At 60.9% G+C, this 17,008-nt stretch carries 14 protein-coding genes; 5 read left to right on the forward strand and 9 right to left on the reverse strand.

The genetic code is table 11. From position 1 onward, the window contains the following. Nucleotides 1–22: 22 nt before the first annotated feature. Nucleotides 23–907 carry a LysR substrate-binding domain-containing protein gene (locus tag CLU80_RS25455; protein WP_099758727.1) on the reverse strand — a complete coding sequence of 295 codons (885 nt, stop codon included), beginning with the start codon at nucleotides 905–907 and terminating at the stop codon, nucleotides 23–25. 157 nt (nucleotides 908–1,064) lie between these two features. Between CLU80_RS25455 and ydiJ the strand changes: the two genes are divergently transcribed. Beyond that, on the forward strand, nucleotides 1,065–4,091 hold the full coding sequence (gene ydiJ, locus CLU80_RS25460) for a D-2-hydroxyglutarate dehydrogenase YdiJ (protein WP_099758728.1): 3,027 nt from the start codon (nucleotides 1,065–1,067) through the stop codon (nucleotides 4,089–4,091). Here ydiJ and CLU80_RS25465 read toward each other — a convergent pair. After that, entirely contained in the window at nucleotides 4,024–4,713 is a 690-nt protein-coding gene (locus CLU80_RS25465) for a paraquat-inducible protein A (protein ID WP_095125707.1), read from the reverse strand. The genes ydiJ and CLU80_RS25465 overlap by 68 nt on opposite strands. Beyond that, on the reverse strand, nucleotides 4,710–5,306 hold the full coding sequence (locus CLU80_RS25470) for a paraquat-inducible protein A (protein WP_099758729.1): 597 nt from the start codon (nucleotides 5,304–5,306) through the stop codon (nucleotides 4,710–4,712). The genes CLU80_RS25465 and CLU80_RS25470 overlap by 4 nt, the downstream gene beginning before the upstream one ends. 218 nt (nucleotides 5,307–5,524) lie before the next feature. On the opposite strand from CLU80_RS25470, the gene CLU80_RS25475 reads away from it, so the two are divergent. Continuing rightward, the gene (locus CLU80_RS25475) at nucleotides 5,525–6,691 is read left to right on the forward strand and encodes an acetyltransferase domain-containing protein (RefSeq protein ID WP_099758730.1); all 1,167 of its coding nucleotides are present in this window, start codon (nucleotides 5,525–5,527) and stop codon (nucleotides 6,689–6,691) included. 4 nt (nucleotides 6,692–6,695) lie between these two features. Here CLU80_RS25475 and CLU80_RS25480 read toward each other — a convergent pair whose 3' ends face one another. Further along, nucleotides 6,696–7,586: a LysR family transcriptional regulator gene (locus CLU80_RS25480; RefSeq protein ID WP_099758731.1), complete on the reverse strand. Its 891-nt coding sequence runs from the start codon at nucleotides 7,584–7,586 to the stop codon at nucleotides 6,696–6,698. Nucleotides 7,587–7,789: 203 nt separating this feature from the next. Here CLU80_RS25480 and CLU80_RS25485 point away from each other — a divergent pair, with 203 nt between their 5' ends. After that, on the forward strand, nucleotides 7,790–9,334 hold the full coding sequence (locus CLU80_RS25485) for an MFS transporter (protein ID WP_099758732.1): 1,545 nt from the start codon (nucleotides 7,790–7,792) through the stop codon (nucleotides 9,332–9,334). Nucleotides 9,335–9,582: 248 nt separating this feature from the next. Here CLU80_RS25485 and CLU80_RS25490 read toward each other — a convergent pair whose 3' ends face one another. After that, nucleotides 9,583–10,974 (reverse strand): aldehyde dehydrogenase family protein, encoded by a 1,392-nt coding sequence (locus CLU80_RS25490; protein ID WP_099758733.1) that lies wholly within the window; start codon nucleotides 10,972–10,974, stop codon nucleotides 9,583–9,585. 103 nt (nucleotides 10,975–11,077) lie between these two features. On the opposite strand from CLU80_RS25490, the gene ptrR reads away from it, so the two are divergent. Beyond that, complete coding sequence (ptrR, locus tag CLU80_RS25495; RefSeq protein ID WP_093437993.1) at nucleotides 11,078–11,956, forward strand: putrescine utilization regulator PtrR; 879 nt, start codon at nucleotides 11,078–11,080, stop codon at nucleotides 11,954–11,956. 27 nt (nucleotides 11,957–11,983) lie between these two features. Here ptrR and CLU80_RS25500 read toward each other — a convergent pair whose 3' ends face one another. Together CLU80_RS25500 and CLU80_RS25505 are read right to left on the reverse strand one after the other, a co-directional pair. Further along, nucleotides 11,984–13,549 carry an aldehyde dehydrogenase (NADP(+)) gene (locus tag CLU80_RS25500; RefSeq protein WP_099758734.1) on the reverse strand — a complete coding sequence of 522 codons (1,566 nt, stop codon included), beginning with the start codon at nucleotides 13,547–13,549 and terminating at the stop codon, nucleotides 11,984–11,986. Further along, nucleotides 13,546–14,184 carry a cysteine hydrolase family protein gene (locus CLU80_RS25505; RefSeq protein ID WP_099758735.1) on the reverse strand — a complete coding sequence of 213 codons (639 nt, stop codon included), beginning with the start codon at nucleotides 14,182–14,184 and terminating at the stop codon, nucleotides 13,546–13,548. The genes CLU80_RS25500 and CLU80_RS25505 overlap by 4 nt, the downstream gene beginning before the upstream one ends. 98 nt (nucleotides 14,185–14,282) lie before the next feature. Here CLU80_RS25505 and CLU80_RS25510 point away from each other — a divergent pair, with 98 nt between their 5' ends. Then, nucleotides 14,283–14,780, forward strand: a complete 498-nt coding sequence (locus tag CLU80_RS25510; RefSeq protein ID WP_099758736.1) for a winged helix-turn-helix transcriptional regulator — start codon at nucleotides 14,283–14,285, stop codon at nucleotides 14,778–14,780. 6 nt (nucleotides 14,781–14,786) lie between these two features. On the opposite strand, the gene CLU80_RS25515 is transcribed toward CLU80_RS25510, so the two are convergent. Both CLU80_RS25515 and CLU80_RS25520 read right to left on the reverse strand, forming a co-directional pair. Continuing rightward, the gene (locus CLU80_RS25515; RefSeq protein ID WP_099758737.1) at nucleotides 14,787–15,410 is read right to left on the reverse strand and encodes a glutathione S-transferase family protein; all 624 of its coding nucleotides are present in this window, start codon (nucleotides 15,408–15,410) and stop codon (nucleotides 14,787–14,789) included. A 100-nt stretch (nucleotides 15,411–15,510) separates the two neighbouring features. Beyond that, on the reverse strand, nucleotides 15,511–16,926 hold the full coding sequence (locus tag CLU80_RS25520; protein ID WP_099758738.1) for a purine-cytosine permease family protein: 1,416 nt from the start codon (nucleotides 16,924–16,926) through the stop codon (nucleotides 15,511–15,513). Nucleotides 16,927–17,008 lie beyond the last annotated feature (82 nt).

Below are 17,008 nucleotides of genomic sequence, written 5' to 3' on the forward strand. Positions count from 1 at the left end.
GCGAAGGGGGCGACTCATTCCTTCAGAGTGTATGCACCAGCCAATCCCGAAACGCTTTCAACGACGGCAAATTCTCATTTCGTGGCGGATACACCAGGTAATAGCTGCGGCGACTGGTAATCGCCTCACCCAGCTGCAGCAACTCACCCGTCAACAACTCATCCTCAACCAGAATCCGCGGCACCAACCCCACGCCAATATTGGCCCGCACTGCCTGAATCAAGTGCGAAGTCATTTCAAAGCTCGGCCCGATACGCATGCTGCGGTGCGGCAGACCTTGATGGCTGAACCACTCCGCCCACGCCTGGGCATTGCTGCTGACATTGAGCAGCAGTTGCCCGGCGATGTGTTGTTCGGCGTCGTCGCGTTCGGCGTCGGACAGCTGCGCACTGGCAATCACCACCAATTCTTCCGTGTGCAGGGGCAGGGCGGTCAGCCCCGGCCAGTCACCACCGCCGACACAGATTGCCGCATCGATTTCGCTGGTATCGAAGTCGATCGCTTCGATCCGCGAATGCAAATGCACGGTCATGCCCGGGTGCGCGGTGTAGAAATCCTTGAGTCGCGGCAATAGCCACTTCGAACCGAAGGTCGGCAGCGTCGCCAGGCGCAAGCTGTGAATGCCCGAACCAAACGCCATGGCCTGCAACGTCGCGCTGCGAATCTGCCCGAGTGCTTCAGCAAGTTCGCGCTGATACATGCGTCCGACATCGGTCAGCACCACTTGCCGGCCTTCGCGCGTGAACAGGCGCATGCCGAGCATTTTCTCGAGAATCTGCACCTGACGGCTGACCGCACTCTGCGTCAGCGACAGTTCATGAGCAGCGCGGGTGTAGCTTTCGTGGCGTGCGGCGGCCTCGAAAGCCAGCAATAACGACATGGAAGGCGTGAGCGTGCGCGGATTCATTCGTAAAAGTCATCAATAGCGGGTCGAATTTACGGTTGTCCCGGCGTTCACCAGCAATGAACATGGGCACCATGAGATGGCGGAGCCTGACGCAATCATTCGTTGCGTACAACTGTTCACCGCCACGCGGCCCGATTTGACCGAGATAACCTGACCGATGATTGCCCAGCTGTCCCCCGCCAAAGCCCTGACCAGCGATTACCAGCAGTTCCTCAAAGCCCTGAAAGCCAGCGGCTTTCGCGGTGAAATCAGCGCCGATTACGCCAGCCGTGTGGTGCTGGCGACCGACAATTCGATCTATCAGCGCATGCCGCAAGCGGCGGTGTTTCCGCTGGACGCTGATGACGTGGCACGGGTGGCGCGGCTGATCGCCGAGCCGGCCTATCAACAAGTGGTGATCACCCCGCGCGGTGGCGGCACCGGCACCAACGGCCAATCGCTGACGGACGGTATTGTCGTCGACCTGTCGCGGCACATGAACCGCATCCTCGAAATCAACGTCGAGGAACGCTGGGTGCGGGTGCAGGCCGGGGTGGTCAAGGATCAGCTCAACGCCGCGCTGAAATCCGCCGGGCTGTTTTTCGCCCCGGAATTGTCGACCTCCAACCGCGCCACCGTCGGCGGCATGATCAACACCGATGCCAGTGGTCAGGGCAGTTGCACCTATGGCAAGACCCGCGACCATGTGCTCGAACTCGACATGATCTTGCGCGGCGGTGAGCGTCTGCACGGTCTGCCTCTTGAGGAAAGCGAACTCGAAGCCCTGTGCGCCCGCGAAGATCGCGTCGGTGAAGTCTATCGCTGCGCCCGGCAGATCATTGATGAGCAGGGCGAGCTGATCAAACAGCGTTTCCCCGATCTCAACCGTTGCCTGACCGGTTATGACCTCGCACACCTGCGTGAGGCGGACAATCGCTTCAACCTCAACAGCGTGCTGTGCGGTGCCGAAGGCTCGCTGGGATTTGTCGTCGAAGCGCGGCTGAATGTCTTACCGATCCCCAAGCACACAATGTTGGTGAATATCCGCTACGCCGGGTTCATGGACGCACTGCGCGACGCCCGCGCCTTGATGGCGCTCAAACCCTTGTCGATCGAAACCGTTGACTCGAAAGTCTTGCTGCTGGCGATGCAGGACATCGTCTGGCACGGCGTCGCCGAGTATTTCCCGGAAAGCGCCGAGCGGCCGACCCTTGGCATCAACCTGGTGGAGTTCTGCGGCGAAGATCCCGAAGAGCTGCAACGCCGGGTCGAGGCGTTCGTCGAGCACTTGAGCAGCGACCGCACGGTCGAGCGTTTGGGCCACACGCTGGCGGTCGGACACGCAGCGGTGAACAAAGTCTATGGCATGCGCAAACGTGCAGTAGGTCTGCTCGGCAACGTTGCCGGTGAAGCTCGGCCGCAGCCGTTCGTTGAAGACACTGCGGTGCCGCCGCAGCATCTGGCCGAGTACATCGCCGAATTACGCGACCTGCTCGACAGCCACGGTTTGCAATACGGCATGTTCGGTCACGTCGATGCAGGCGTGCTGCACGTGCGGCCGATCCTCGACATGAAAGACCCGCAGCAAGCGGCGCTGGTGCGTCCGGTGTCCGATGGCGTCGCCGCGCTGACCCAGCGTTACGGTGGCCTTCTGTGGGGCGAGCACGGCAAAGGCTTGCGCTCGGAATATGCGCCGGCCTTCTTCGGTGAACTCTACCCCGCGCTGCAAGCCTTGAAAGCCGCGTTCGACCCGTTCAACCAGTTCAACCCGGGCAAGATCGCCACCCCGGCCAACACTGGCGCTGCGCTGCTGAAAATCGACGAAGTCACTTTGCGCGGTGAACTGGATCGGCAGATAGACGAAAAAGTCTGGCAGAGCTACGGCGCGGCCATGCACTGCAATGGCAACGGCGCCTGCTACAACTTTGACCCCGACGACGCCATGTGCCCGTCGTGGAAAGCCACCCGTGAGCGTGCGCAATCGCCCAAGGGTCGCGCCTCGTTGATCCGCGAGTGGCTGCGTTTGCAGGGCGAGGCGGGTGTCGATGTGTTGTCCGAGGCGATTCGCAAGCCGGCGTTTTTCAGCACGTTGTGGCAGCGCTGGCGCAACAGTCGTGCGCAGGCCGAAGACTTTTCCCACGAAGTCTACGACGCCATGGCCGGTTGCCTGGCGTGCAAATCCTGCGCGGGGCAGTGCCCGGTCAAGGTCAATGTGCCGGAGTTTCGTTCGCGCTTTCTCGAGCTGTATCACAGTCGTTATCTGCGTCCGGCGCGGGATTACCTGATCGCCTCGCTGGAATACAGCATCCCGTACATGGCGCGGATTCCGGCGCTGTACAACGGGTTGATGGGCGCTGCATGGGTTCGCGGGCTGCTGGAACGCGTCGGCGGCATGATCGACGTGCCGTTGCTCAGTCGCTTCGATTTCCACGCGGCGATGCGCCGCTGGCAGGTGCAACCGGCGACGGTGTCGACCTTGGTGGCGCTGACTCCAGCGCAACGCGAACGCAGTGTGGTCATCGTGCAGGATGCCTTCACGCGTTACTTCGAAGCGCCGCTGTTGGCTGATCTGGTCGAGCTGATTTCGCGTCTGGGTTATCAGGTGTATCTGGCGCCGTTCAGCGCCAACGGCAAGCCGCTGCACGTGCAGGGCTTCCTCTCGGCGTTCAACCGCGCGGCGCTGCGCAATGCCCGGCAGTTGCGCGAATTGGCGGACATCGGTGTGCCGTTGCTGGGCCTCGATCCGGCGATGACGCTGGTGTATCGCCAGGAATACCTGAAAGTCCCCGGCATGGAGCAATGCCCGGAGGTGGCGCTGGTGCAGGAATGGTTGCTCAAGGTCATGCCAGAGCAGGCGCCGCAGGATAAAACCGCCTCGTTCCGACTGCTCGCCCATTGCACCGAGAAAACCAACGCCCCGGCCGCGACTCGGCAGTGGGAACAGGTGTTCGAGCGCGCAGGGTTAAAACTGGCCACGCAAGCCACCGGTTGCTGCGGCATGTCCGGGACCTACGGCCACGAAGCGCGCAACCGCGAAACCTCAGCGGTGATCTACGAGCAGTCGTGGGCCCGTCAGGTGGCGGCGCCGGCAGAGCAGGGTGAAGCGTTGGCCACGGGGTATTCCTGCCGCAGTCAGGTCAAGCGCCAGTCGGATCAGGCACTGCGCCATCCGTTGCAGGTGTTGCTGACGGCTCTGCGTCGCTGAGTGGTTCATCGTCCGGAGCGTTGTCCCAGATCAGCCGAGGGTCGAAGCTCATTGCCGAGAGCATGGTCAGCACCACGACCATGCCGAAGAACAGGATGCCCGGTCGCGGTTCGATATCGCCCAGTGTCTGGAACTTCACCAACGCTGCGACCAGTGCGACCACCAGCACATCGAGCATTGACCAGTAGCCGATGAGCTCGACGAAGCGGAACATTTTCGAGCGCTCCCGGCGTGCCCAGCCACTGTCGCGTTGCACAGTGATCAACAACAGCGACAGGGCGACGAACTTGACGCCCGGCACGGCGATACTGGCGATAAAGATGATCAGTGCGATGTCCCACGCGCCATGCTGCCAGAACTCCAGCACGCCGCTCATGATCGTGCTGTCGGCGCCGCTGCCAAGCATGGTGGTGTTCATCACCGGCAGCAGATTGGCCGGCACGTAAAACGCCAGCGCCGCGAGCATGTAGGCCCAGGTGCGCGCCAGTGAATTAGTCTTGCGCCGATGCAGCGGCGCGTCGCAACGGGGGCATTCATGTGGCTCGTCGGTCATGTCGCAGGCCAGGCCACAGCTGTGGCACAGGCACAGGTTGAGTTCGCTGGCAGTCGCGGGTCGGTTCATGGAATGTCCCATAGGTCGCGGATATCGCGGCCGGCAATCCTGATCATCATCAAACTCAGCACGGCCAATGCGAACAGGCCGATGCCGGGCAACACGTCGAGCAATCCCGCCAGTTTGAACACCGCGACCATCGCCCCCAGCAGGCACACTTCGAGCATGCTCCACGGCCGCAGGGTTTCCAGCCAGCGCATGCACACCTTGAAGCCCGGTGCGCGTCGCGATGACAGGGCGAAGCTAAGCACCCAGGTCAGCAGGACCAGTTGAAATGCCGGGGCAATAATGATCGAAATCGCCGCGACCATCGCTATGAAGGTGATCGGCCCCTGACTCAGCGCCAGCACTGAATCCCACAGCGTCGCACTGTTTTTCAGGCCTTTGAGGCTGATGCTCATCACCGGATAGAAATTGGCAAACAGCCACAGCATCGCCGCCGTGAAGGTCAGTGCCAGGCGCTGTTCGACGGTCAAACCGTTGAAACGCTGGAGCACGCCGCCGCAACGCACGCACGAGGTTTTCTGGTGTTTGGCCAGCACGGCTTTTTCGTACACGCAGTCGCAGTGCTCGCAAATGATCAGGTGTTCGGTGTTGACCATGGACAACGCTCGACAACAGGCCGCAAGGGCAGGGGGACCTGATCACTATAGAAGCCTGAGGCTATTGGGCAACCTGGACGGTGTGATCGGCTGCGGTTTTCTGAGAATTGCTATCGATTGGGCTTTGGATTTTGCTTTTTAGTGTTATAAGGTAACGCAAAATTTTCAGGGCCGTCCTTGTCGGCGCCCGCTGTTAACCCTTCGATTGCGAAACGCTCATGACAATTGCGCTCCCCCGTTCTGCCTCGCCCACTGGCCGGCTGCTGTCCATTGACGCCCTCAGAGGCCTGGTCATTCTGTTCATGCTGCTGGACCACGTGCGCGAAACTTTTTTGCTGCACCGCCAGGTCGCCGACCCGATGGACATTGCCAGCACTGAACCGGCGTTGTTTTTCAGTCGCACGCTGGCGCATCTGTGTGCGCCAGTGTTCGTGCTGCTGACGGGATTGTCGGCGTGGTTGTTCGGCGAAAAGTACGCAGGCAAGGCCGATGTCAGTGCGTTTCTGTTCAAACGCGGTCTGTTTCTGGTGGTGCTGGAGTTCACGCTGGTGAACTTCGCGTGGACCTTCCAACTGCCACCGAGTGTGATTTATCTGCAAGTGATCTGGGCGATCGGCTTGAGCATGATCGCCCTGTCGCTGCTGGTGTGGCTGCCGCGCTGGCTGTTGCTGACGTTGAGCCTGACGATCATCGCCGGACACAACCTGCTCGACGCGGTGCATTTCCCGGTGGAGTCGGCGCTGCATGTGCCGTGGGCGATTTTGCATGATCGTGGCTGGATCGAAGTCAGTGAAAATCTGCGCCTGCGCACCTCCTATCCGTTGTTGCCGTGGATCGGTGTGATCGGCCTGGGTTATGCGCTGGGGCCGTGGTTTGCTCGCGGCGTTGAAGCGGGTTTGCGTCAGTGCCACCTGCTGATCGCGGGTAGCGCCGGACTGCTCGGTTTTGTCGGGTTGCGGCTGATCAACGGCTATGGCGAAAAACCATGGGCCGTGGGTGACTCGTCGGTGCAAACCCTGATGAGTTTTTTCAACATCACCAAGTACCCGCCGTCGTTGTTGTTTATCGCGCTGACCGTGGGCGCCGGGCTGTTGCTGCTGCTGGCCTTCGAGCGCTTGCAGGATCGTCGCTGGATTCGCTGGCTGACTGTGTTCGGTTCGGCGCCGATGTTTTTCTATCTGCTGCATCTGTACGCGTTGAAGGTGTTGTACCTGATCGGTGTGGCCCTGTTCGGGCTGAATCAGGGCAGCTATTTCGGCTTCTCGTCAGTGGCGGCGATCTGGCTGGCAGCGGTGATTCTGGCGATTGCACTGTTCCCGGCCGTGCGTTGGTTTTCGGCGTTGAAGGCGCGGCGCCGCGACATCGCCTGGCTGAAGTACTTGTAAGCTCCTAACGCCGGTTGCGCACGAAGTCGATAAACGCTTTGAGCGGTGCCGGCACATGACGCCGGCTCGGGTAGTACAGGTGCAGGCCCGGATAGAACGGGCACCAGTCTCCCAGCACTTGCAGCAGACGCCCGCTGGCCAAGTGTTCGCTGACCATGTCTTCGAACACATAGGCCAGGCCCAGCCCTTGCAGCGCGGGCCCGACCATCAGGCTGACATCGCCGAGGGTCAACGGGCCGTTGACTTCGATTTCCTGGGCGATGCCGCCGCGTTCGAGTTCCCAGCGGTACATCGAGCCGCTGGGAAAGCGGTGGCGGATGCACGGCAGTCCGTGCAGGTCCTCAGGCTTTTGCGGTGCCGCGTGGCGTGCAAAAAAGGCTGGCGATCCGACCACCACCGAACGCATTGTCGGGCCGATCGGCAGCGACACCATGTCGGCTTCCAGACGATTGCCGAAGCGCACGCCGGCATCAAAACCGTTGGCGACGATATCCAGCAGTGCATCGCTTTCCACCACTTCCAGGCGGATGTCCGGATAGGCCAGCAAAAACTCGCTGGCAATCGGCAGCAACACCAGTTCGCAGGCTTGCCGCCCGCAGGTGATGCGCAGGTTGCCCGAGGGTTTATCGCGGAAATGGTTGAGGTCTTCCAAAGCATCGTCGATGTCGCGGAATGCCGGTTTCAGTCGGGCATACAGGCGTTCGCCAGCCTCAGTCAATGCCACGCTGCGAGTGGTGCGATTGAACAGGCGCACGCCAAGACGATTCTCTAGTGCCTTTACCGAATGGCTTAACGCGGACGGCGTCAGGCCTAGCTCGATTGCCGCTTTGCTGAAATTCAACTGCTGAGCGGTGCAGAGAAATACCGAAAGATCTGCCGCTGAAGGGGTTTTCATCTGTGAATGCCTTTCACAAAGCCATGCAAATTTGTTGGGATTATCGCATCAGTAGCACGGCTTTAAAGTCGCATCAACGTCGACCAGATTTGAGGCTGCTCGCTTTCTTTTTTATCGACTGGAAACGGTGGTGGATTTTTCTGCGGATTTCGCGCCTTATTCGCTGCGTTATGCAGCTTTTTGATTGCTCAAAGGATGGAATGATGAACGCTTTGACTCAGCCGCACGGAGCGCGCGACAAGTTGCTCATACTCGCGGCCGTGTGCCTCTCGGCACTGGTCCTGCCGTTAAGTTTTACTGGCGGCGCGGTAGCGACACCGGCCATCGGTCGTGACTTGGGCGGCAGTCCGGTGGCGCTGACCTGGATCACCAATGCGTTCATGCTGTCGTTCGGCAGTTTGCTGATGGCCGCCGGCGCGTTGGCTGATGTGTATGGACGCAAACGCCTGTTCACCTTCGGCATGTTGCTGTTTACCGCCGCGTCGTTTGCGCAGAGTCTGGCGCCTTCGGTGTTCTGGCTGGATGTATTGCGCGCTGTACAAGGTGTGGCGGGGGCGGCGGCGCTGGCCAGCGGCTCGGCGGCGCTGGCGCAAGAGTTTGAAGGGCATGCCCGGACTCGAGCGTACAGCGTGCTCGGCACTACGTTCGGCATTGGTCTGGCTTTCGGTCCGCTGGTGGCCGGCGCGTTGATCGAGGCATTCAATTGGCGGGCGATTTTTGTCTTTACTGCGTTGATTGGAATCATCGCGCTGGTTTTCGGTGTGCCGCGCATGCGTGAAACCCGCGATCCGCATGCCAAAGGGCTGGACTGGCCGGGCACGCTGCTGTTCAGCGCAATGCTGGCGCTGTTTACGTTTGGCCTGATCCAGGCGCCGGACAGTGGTTGGAACAGTCCACTTGTGCTCGGTTTGCTGTGCGCTTCGGCGGTACTGCTGGCCGCCTTCGTGATCGTCGAGATGCGTGTCGAACGGCCGATGCTGGATCTGACGCTGTTTCGTTATCCGCGATTCATCGGCGTGCAGATGCTGCCGATCGGCACCTGTTTCTGCTACATCGTGCTGGTGGTGATGTTACCGCTGCGCTTCATCGGCGTTGAGGGGCTGAGCGAGATCGACGCCGGTCTGCTGTTACTGGCGTTGTCGGCGCCGATGCTGGTGGTGCCGATGCTGGCCGCATCGCTGGCGCGCTTCGTTTCCGCCGGCATCTTGTCCGGTGCCGGATTTCTGATGGCCGCTGTGGGCTTGCATTGGCTGAGTCTGTACAACGTCGGTGAGCCGAAAATCGCCTTGGTGGTGCCGATGCTGCTGATCGGCATGGGCGCCGGTTTACCGTGGGGGCTGATGGATGGTTTGTCGGTCAGTGTCGTGCCGAAAGAGCGCGCAGGCATGGCGGCGGGCATTTTCAGCACTGTGCGAGTGGCGGGTGAGGGGATTGCATTGGCGATTGTCGCGGCGGTGCTGGCGTCATTGCTGCACGCCGATCTGTCGAGTGCCCTGCACGCAGTGACAGGCAGCGCTGAGGCGTCGCTGATCGCCGAGACCGCGCACCGGGTGACCACCGGCGATATGGCGCATGCGATCAACACCGTGCCAGGTCTGGCCAATGAACGTTTGGTGCAAGGTTATGCGGCGGCGTTTCAGTATCTGCTGCACATCCTGACGGTGATCACCCTCGCATCGGCGGCGGTGGTGCTGGGGTTGTTGAGCAAAGATCGCAGCGTCGCCGAGCCACAACAGGCTGCTGCATAAACCCAATGTGGGAGCGAGCCTGCTCGCGAAAGCGGTGAGTCAGCAACGGATGTGTTGACTGATATTGCCTCTTCGCGAGCAGGCTCGCTCCCACTTTGGATTGTGCCAAGCCACCTATTTTCAATCTGTCTGCGAATCCCTGTGGGAGCGAGCTTGCTCGCGAAAGCGGTGAGTCAGCAACGGATGTGTTGGTTGATACTCCCTCATCGCGAGCAGGCTCACTCCTACAGGGGTTTCCGGTCTCTGGATTATTTACGATCCAGCCACACGGTCTGTGCGTTACAGAACTCGCGTACGCCGAAGTGCGACAGTTCACGTCCGAAACCGCTCTTTTTCACGCCGCCAAAGGTCACGCGCGGATCGCTGGCGGAGTAGCCGTTGATGAACACGCCGCCGGTGTCCAGTTCGCTGGTCAGTTGCTGGGCCAGTGCCACGTTGGCGGTGTAGATCGTGGCGGTCAGGCCGAACTCGCTGTCGTTGGCCAAGGCCACGGCATGCGCGCAATCGCGGGCGGTGATGATCGAGGCGACCGGGCCGAACAGTTCCTGTTTGAACGAAGTCATGCGGTCGGTGACATCGGCCAGCACGGTCGGCTCGTAGTAGTTGCCCGGTCCTTCAGACTTGCCGCCGCCGAGCAACAGCGTTGCGCCTTCTTCAAGGGTGTCGCGCACTTGCTGGTCGAGTTCATCACGCAGGTCGAAACGTGCCATCGGGCCGATGTAGGTCTCGGCAGACAGCGGATCACCGACCTTCAACTTGCGCGTGGCCTCGACGAACTTGCGGGTGAACTCTTCAACCACGCCTGCTTCGATGATCAATCGTTTGGCCGCTGCGCAGACCTGACCGGAGTTCTGATAGCGACCGATCACCGCCGCTTGCACGGCTTCATCCAGATCGGCGTCGTTAAGCACGATAAACGGATCGGAACCGCCGAGTTCCAGCACGCATTTCTTCAGCGCGGCACCGGCCTGAGCGCCGATGGCCACGCCGGCACGCACGCTGCCGGTCAGGGTCACGGCGGCGATACGCGAGTCGGCGATGGCAGTGGAAACGCCTTCCGGGGTGACGTTGATCACTTCAAACACGCCATCGGCGAAACCAGCGCGGGTGAAGGCGTCGCGCAGCAGATAGGCGCTGCCCATCACGTTCGGCGCATGTTTGAGCACGTAAGTGTTGCCGGCGATCAGCGCCGGCACGGCACCGCGCAGCACTTGCCAGATCGGGAAGTTCCACGGCATTACCGCGAGGATCGGGCCGAGCGGACGGTATTCGATGCGCGCCTTGCCGCCTTCAACCTGGGTAGGTTCAGCGTACAGCATGGCCGGGCCATTCTCGGCGTACCACTCGCAGAGCTTGGCGCATTTCTCGATTTCACCACGGGCCTGAGCAATCGGCTTGCCCATTTCCTGGGTGATCATCGTGGCCATGGCTTCGCTGGTTTCACGCAACGCACCGGCCAGGGCGGTCAGCAAGCGCGAGCGATCTTGCAGCGGCTTGCGCTTCCACTTGCCAAAGCCATAGGCGGCGCGGGTCAGCGCAGCGTCAAGGGCAGTGGCGGATTCAAATGCGTAGTGACCGATCTGCTCGCCGGTGGCGGGGTTGATCGAGATGGCGTGGGTCTGGCTGGAAATCTGGCTCATGGCATCGTCCTGCATGTTCGTCGGATGGGCCTAGAGTAGGGTGGTGTTTGTTTTCTGGAAACTGAATAATAAAGATCGTTTCTTTCACGATTGGAGAATGACTGTGGATCTGGTGCAGCTGGAAATCTTCAAAGCCGTTGCCGAGCACGGCAGCATCAGCGCCGCCGCCACGCAGATTCATCGCGTGCCGTCGAACCTGACCACGCGGATCAAGCAGCTTGAGCAGGATCTGGGCGTTGATCTGTTTATCCGTGAGAAAAGCCGTTTGCGCCTGTCGCCGGCCGGGTGGAGTTTTCTTGAATACGCGCGACGGATTCTCGATCTGGTGCAAGAGGCCCGGGCGACGGTGGCGGGGGAGGAACCGCAAGGCGCGTTTCCGCTGGGCTCACTGGAAAGCACGGCGGCGGTGCGCATTCCCGAATTGCTCGCGGCGTACAATCAATTGCACCCCAAGGTCGATCTCGACCTGTCCACCGGCCCCTCGGGCACGATGATCGACGGCGTGCTGTCCGGGCGTCTGGCTGCAGCGTTTGTCGACGGCCCGGTGCTGCATCCGACGCTGGAAGGTGTGCCGGCATTCGAGGAAGAAATGGTCATCATCGCGCCGCTCAACCACGCGCCCGTCAAGCGCGCGGCGGATGTCAACGGCGAGAATATTTATGCCTTCCGTTCCAACTGTTCCTACCGTCACCACTTTGAAAAATGGTTCAGCACCGACGCCGCCGTACCGGGCAAGATTTTCGAAATGGAGTCCTATCACGGCATGCTCGCCTGCGTCAGCGCCGGTGCCGGTCTGGCGCTGATGCCGCGCAAAATGCTCCAGAGCATGCCCGGCAGCGCGACCGTCAGCGTCTGGCCATTGGCGGCGGATTTTCGCTATCTGACTACATGGCTGGTATGGCGACGGGGCACGGTGTCGCGCAGTTTGAGCATGTTTGTGCGCTTGCTTGAAGAGCGCGGGGTGGTGCGCGCAGATGCATGATCGCGTCTGCCGCGCACTGGGTTGCCGTTATTGCCCGTCGATGCTGCGCGGCAGATTCAGCGGATTACTCTCGCGCAACACCTCTGGCAACAACTCATCCGGAAACCCCTGATAAGCCACGGGCCGTAAGAAGCGCTCGATCGAGGTCATGCCCACGGAAGTGAAGCGGCTGTCCGATGTAGCCGGAAAAGGGCCGCCGTGCACCGTAGCAAAGGTCACTTCCTGTGGGTGGGCGAAGGCGTTGACCACGATGCGTCCAGTGCGGCGTTCGAGAATCGGCAGCAGGCGCCGCGCCAATCCCAGATCGCCACCTTCAAGGTGAATCGCCGCGCTGAGCTGTCCCTTGAACGAACGGGCGACTGCCAGCAGCTCGGCTTCATCGTTGACAGCAACCAGGAGCGCCGATGGACCAAACACCTCATGAGCCAATGCCGGTTCGCTGAGCAATTGGTGTCCCTCGACTTCCAGCAACGCAGCACGTCCGGCGAATGTGGCATCGGCCGGCGTGCCTGCCGCGATCACCTGCGCGCCGGCACCTTCCATCGCAATCAAACCCTCGACGTAGGCACCATGAATGCCCGGCGTCAGCATTGTCCGCGCCGATGCCGCGCTGACCCGATTGCGCATGGCGTTGCGCAGCTCTTCAAACCCCGCACCGCGGATGGCGATCAGGATCGACGGACACAAACAGGCCTGCCCGACGTTGACCAGCATGCGCTCGATAAAGCCGTCGCCGATTTCGGCGCCGCGAGCCGCCAGCGCCTCGGGCAGGATGAAGGTCGGGTTGACGCTGGTCATTTCGGTGAACACCGGGATCGGCTCGGGGCGCAATTGCGCACGGCGATAGAGCGCCATGCCACCCGGTTCGGAGCCGGTGAAGGTCACGGTTTTGATCAACGGATGATCGACCAGCGCTTCGCCGATGGCATAGCCGCCGCCACGCACCATCGAGAAAACCCCTTCGGGCAAGCCATGCGCCTGCACGGCTTTACGAATGGCTCGCGCCTGGATTTCCGAGGCGCCGGGGTGGGCGTTGTGCGCCTTGAGAATCACGGTAGCGCCGGCCGCCAATGCTGACGCGGTATCGCCACCCGCCACCGAGTAGGAAATCGGGAAGTTGCTCGCGCCGAAAATCGCCACCGGGCCGATGGCGATTTTTTGCAAGCGATGATCCATCCGTGGACGCGGCTGACGCTGGGGTTGTGCCGGGTCGATCGCCAGTTGTAGAAAGCGGCCCCGGCGCACCACATCGGCGAACTGGCGGAACTGGATCGCGGCTCTCAAAGCTTCGCCCTCAAGCTGAGCTTCGGGCAGCCCGGTTTCGAGTGCCGCGCGTGCCGCCAGTTCGCTGCGCACCTCATCGAGGTTGTCAGCGATGCTCTCGAGAAACGCGGCACGCTCGGCCAGCGAGGTGTGGCTGTAGTGGTCGAACGCGGCATCGGCGAGTGTTGCAGCCTGATCAACCTGTGCCGCACCGCCGAAAGCGAAGTCCGGTTCTATCCGTTGATCGGTGGCCGGGTTCAGCGCTTTCATCGTGCCTTCGGTGGCGGCGACATCCGCCGCGCCGATCAGCAAATGGCCGGTCAGGCTCATTTCGATTCACCTTGGGATTTGAGGTTGGCAATCAGTTCGTCGGTGCTGGCAATCACGTGAGCGAATGTCGGGCCGTTGAGTTCGTGGGCGGCGTGCATCATTTCCGCTTTGAAGGCCGCTGTTGCATCGCGGACCAGGGTGACGTGGTAGCCCAGTTCCGAGGCATAGCGCGCGGTGGCTTCGATGCAGGTGTTGGCCAGCAGGCCGACGATGATTACGTGGGTGATGCCTTGCTGCTTCAGGCGAAAATCCAGGTCGGTGTTGGCGAATCCACTGGAACCCCAATGCTCCTGAACCACGATATCGCCATCCTTCGGGGCGAAATCCGGGTGCCATTCGCCGCCCCATTCGCCCCGGGCAAAATGGTGCATGTGCATGATTTTGCATTGGGTTGGGGTTGGGTGGTCCCAGGTTTCGTAGTCGCCTTTTTCCCAGCGATGATGAGGTACGATGACCACCGGAATGTTCAGGTCGCGCACCGTGCGGTCGAGTTTGCGCAGGTTGTCGAGCAGGCCGTTCTGCTCGGCCATGGGTTTGATCAAAGGGAAAATCTTGCCGCCCTCCGAGAGAAAATCGTTGTACGGATCGACCAACAGGTAGGCGGTTCTGTCCAGCGGATAGGGGGTATTCGACATGGCTACTTGCTCCGGCAATGGGATTATCGGTGCACAGGGCTTGTCCCGGCATCGTGTAGATATGATAATCATAGTAACTGTAAAAGAGGCAAGCCCTGATGGCAGTAAACGATAGTCTTCCCGATACGCTGTGCCCGATCTCCAGGGCCGAGACGATCGTCGGCGACCGCTGGACCGTGCTGGTTTTGCGCGAGTTGTTCATGGCCAATCATCGCTATGACGAGATCCAGGCGCAGACCGGCGGTACGCCGCAGATGGTTGCCGCGCGTCTGAAATGCCTGGAAGCGGAGGGGCTGGTTGAGCGCCGGTTGTACAACGAACGGCCGAAACGCTACGAGTACCACCTCACCGCGAAAGGTGAGGCGTTCTACCCGGTGATCATCGCGTTGCGGGCGTGGGGAGAGACCTGGTGCAAGGCACCGGAGGAGGGACTGGCGGTGAACATGACCCACAAAAACTGCAACCACGACGCCGGCCTCGGGCCGCTGTGCGAGCACTGCGGTGAACCGTTGCGTCGGCAAGATTTGATCAGCCAGCCACAAGCAGCCTACGCCGCCGAACGGCAGGCGCGGCGTGAGGCGTTCAAAAGCAAATAACCGCGATTACGGCGTGCCGTTGCGACCGTGCAGCACGTAGCCGGGGCGCAGGTTCAAGCGATTGTAATAGGCTTTCACTGCGCCAAAATCCGGGTGAGCCAGTGGGGTTTCGAACCAGCGGTTCACCGACAGCCCGATGGGAATGTCCGCCAGGGAAAACTGTTCGCCGCTGACGTAGGCGCCGGTCTTCTCCAGTTGCCGGTCGAGGATTGCCATGTTCTTCGACCATTGCTCAATCCCGACCGCCAGTGCGGCGCTGTCCTGATGCTCAGGCGACTGTCGCACCAGAGACAGAAAAGCGTACGACCACGAGCGATTCAGCTCCGACGCTTGCCAGTCGATCCACTGATCAATCCGCGCCCGTGTTTGCGCGTCAGTCGGGTAGAGGTGCGAACCGTCGTAGCGCGATACCAGATAACGAATGATCGTGTTCGATTCCCATAAGGTGAAATCACCTTCCTGAATCACCGGCACCATGGCACAGGGATTGAGCGCGAGAAACTGCGCATCGTTCGTCGATTTGAACCCTGACCCCCAGTCTTCCCGCGTGAAGGGAATCTGCAATTCAGCGCAGGTCCACAGCACTTTGCGCACGTTGATCGATGAGGCTTTACCGAGTATTCGCAGCATTGGATTTCCCTTTCCTCAGAGTCTTCAGGCTTGAAGAAATACCATACCGAAATAAAGAAGGCCCGCACTAAGCGGGCCTTGGTTTGTCATCAAATCAATCTCACAGACTGCTCGCCAGTTTCCCGCCCATCATCCGCCGACGATAGGAGGTGTCGCGATTCGCCAGCCAGAAATACAACGGCGAAGTCACCAACAATCCCACCAGCCACGACAAATCCGCACCGTTGATGTGCGCCGAGACCGGGCCGACGTACAGCGGCGTGTTCATGAACGGGATCTGCACGGCGATGCCGATCGCGTAGGCCAGCAGCGCTTGCGGGTTGTAGTGGCCGTAGATGCCGCCATCGACCTGGAAGATCGACTGGATGTCGTACTGACCTTTGTGGATCGCGTAGAAGTCGATCAGGTTGATCGCCGTCCACGGCACCAGCACCACCAACAACACCAGCACCATGTCGACGAAGTGGCCAATAAAGTCCTTCGAGGCGCCGACGGCGGCAAAGCAGCAGGCCAGCAACACGATGATCGAGATCACCGCGCGGCTCTTGGCGGTGGGGATCCAGCGGTAGGCGAAGGTTTGCACCAGAGTGATCAGCGACAGCACCGCGCCGTAGAGGTTGAGGGCGTTGTGGCTGATCACGCTGAGCAGAAACAGCACCAGCATCAGCGGGCCAATGGAACCGGTGGCGAGTTTCACCGCGTCCATGGTGTCCATGCCGACGGGCGTTGCCAGCACCGCGACGGCACCGAAGATGAACGCCAGACTCGAGCCCAGCGCTGAACCCAGATACGTGGTCCAGAACGTCGACGAGACTTTGACGTCGGCCGGCAAGTAACGCGAATAATCGGACACGTAGGGCGCAAACGCGATCTGCCACAACGCCGCCAACGACACAGTGGCCAGCCAGCCGGACAGGTTGAAGCTGCCGCGAGTGAGGAAATCATCGGTTTGAATGTGGGTAAAGATGTAGCCGAAACCGACAACGATGCCGATCCCCAACACCCACGTGCCGATGCGGTTGAGCACGTGGATAAAGCGGTAGCCGATGATGCCGATGATCCCCGAACCGACTGCGCCGATGACGATGCCGACCGGCACCGGAACGCTGTCGACCACGCCATGCAGCGACTTGCCGGCCAGCACGATGTTGGAGGCGAAAAAGCCGATGTACATGACGCCGGCAATCAACACCACCAGTAGCGCGCCGAGCGAGCCGAACTGCGCACGGCTCTGGATCATCTGCGGGATGCCCATCTGCGGGCCTTGCGCCGAGTGCAGCGCCATCAACACGCCGCCGACCAGATGGCCGACGAGAATCGCGACGATGCCCCAGAGCAGATTCAAGTGAAACAACTGCACGCCCAGTGCACCGGTGACGATGGGCAACGGCGCGATATTGCCGCCGAACCAGAGCGTGAACAGATCCCTGACCTTTCCGTGGCGATCTTCGGGGGGCACGTATCCTATCGTGTGTTTTTCAATCAGCGGAGCGGAGGATGCTGTTGGGGTAGCCATGACGAACTCCAAGGCAAGGATGAGTACGTGGACGTACTTCGGCAAGCGCCGGCACGGGCGGCGCATTTCTTGTTGAAGTGAT

It is taken from the genome of Pseudomonas sp. 29 (assembly GCF_002754355.1).
In the GTDB taxonomy this organism is placed as follows: Bacteria; Pseudomonadota; Gammaproteobacteria; order Pseudomonadales; family Pseudomonadaceae; genus Aquipseudomonas; species Aquipseudomonas neuropathica.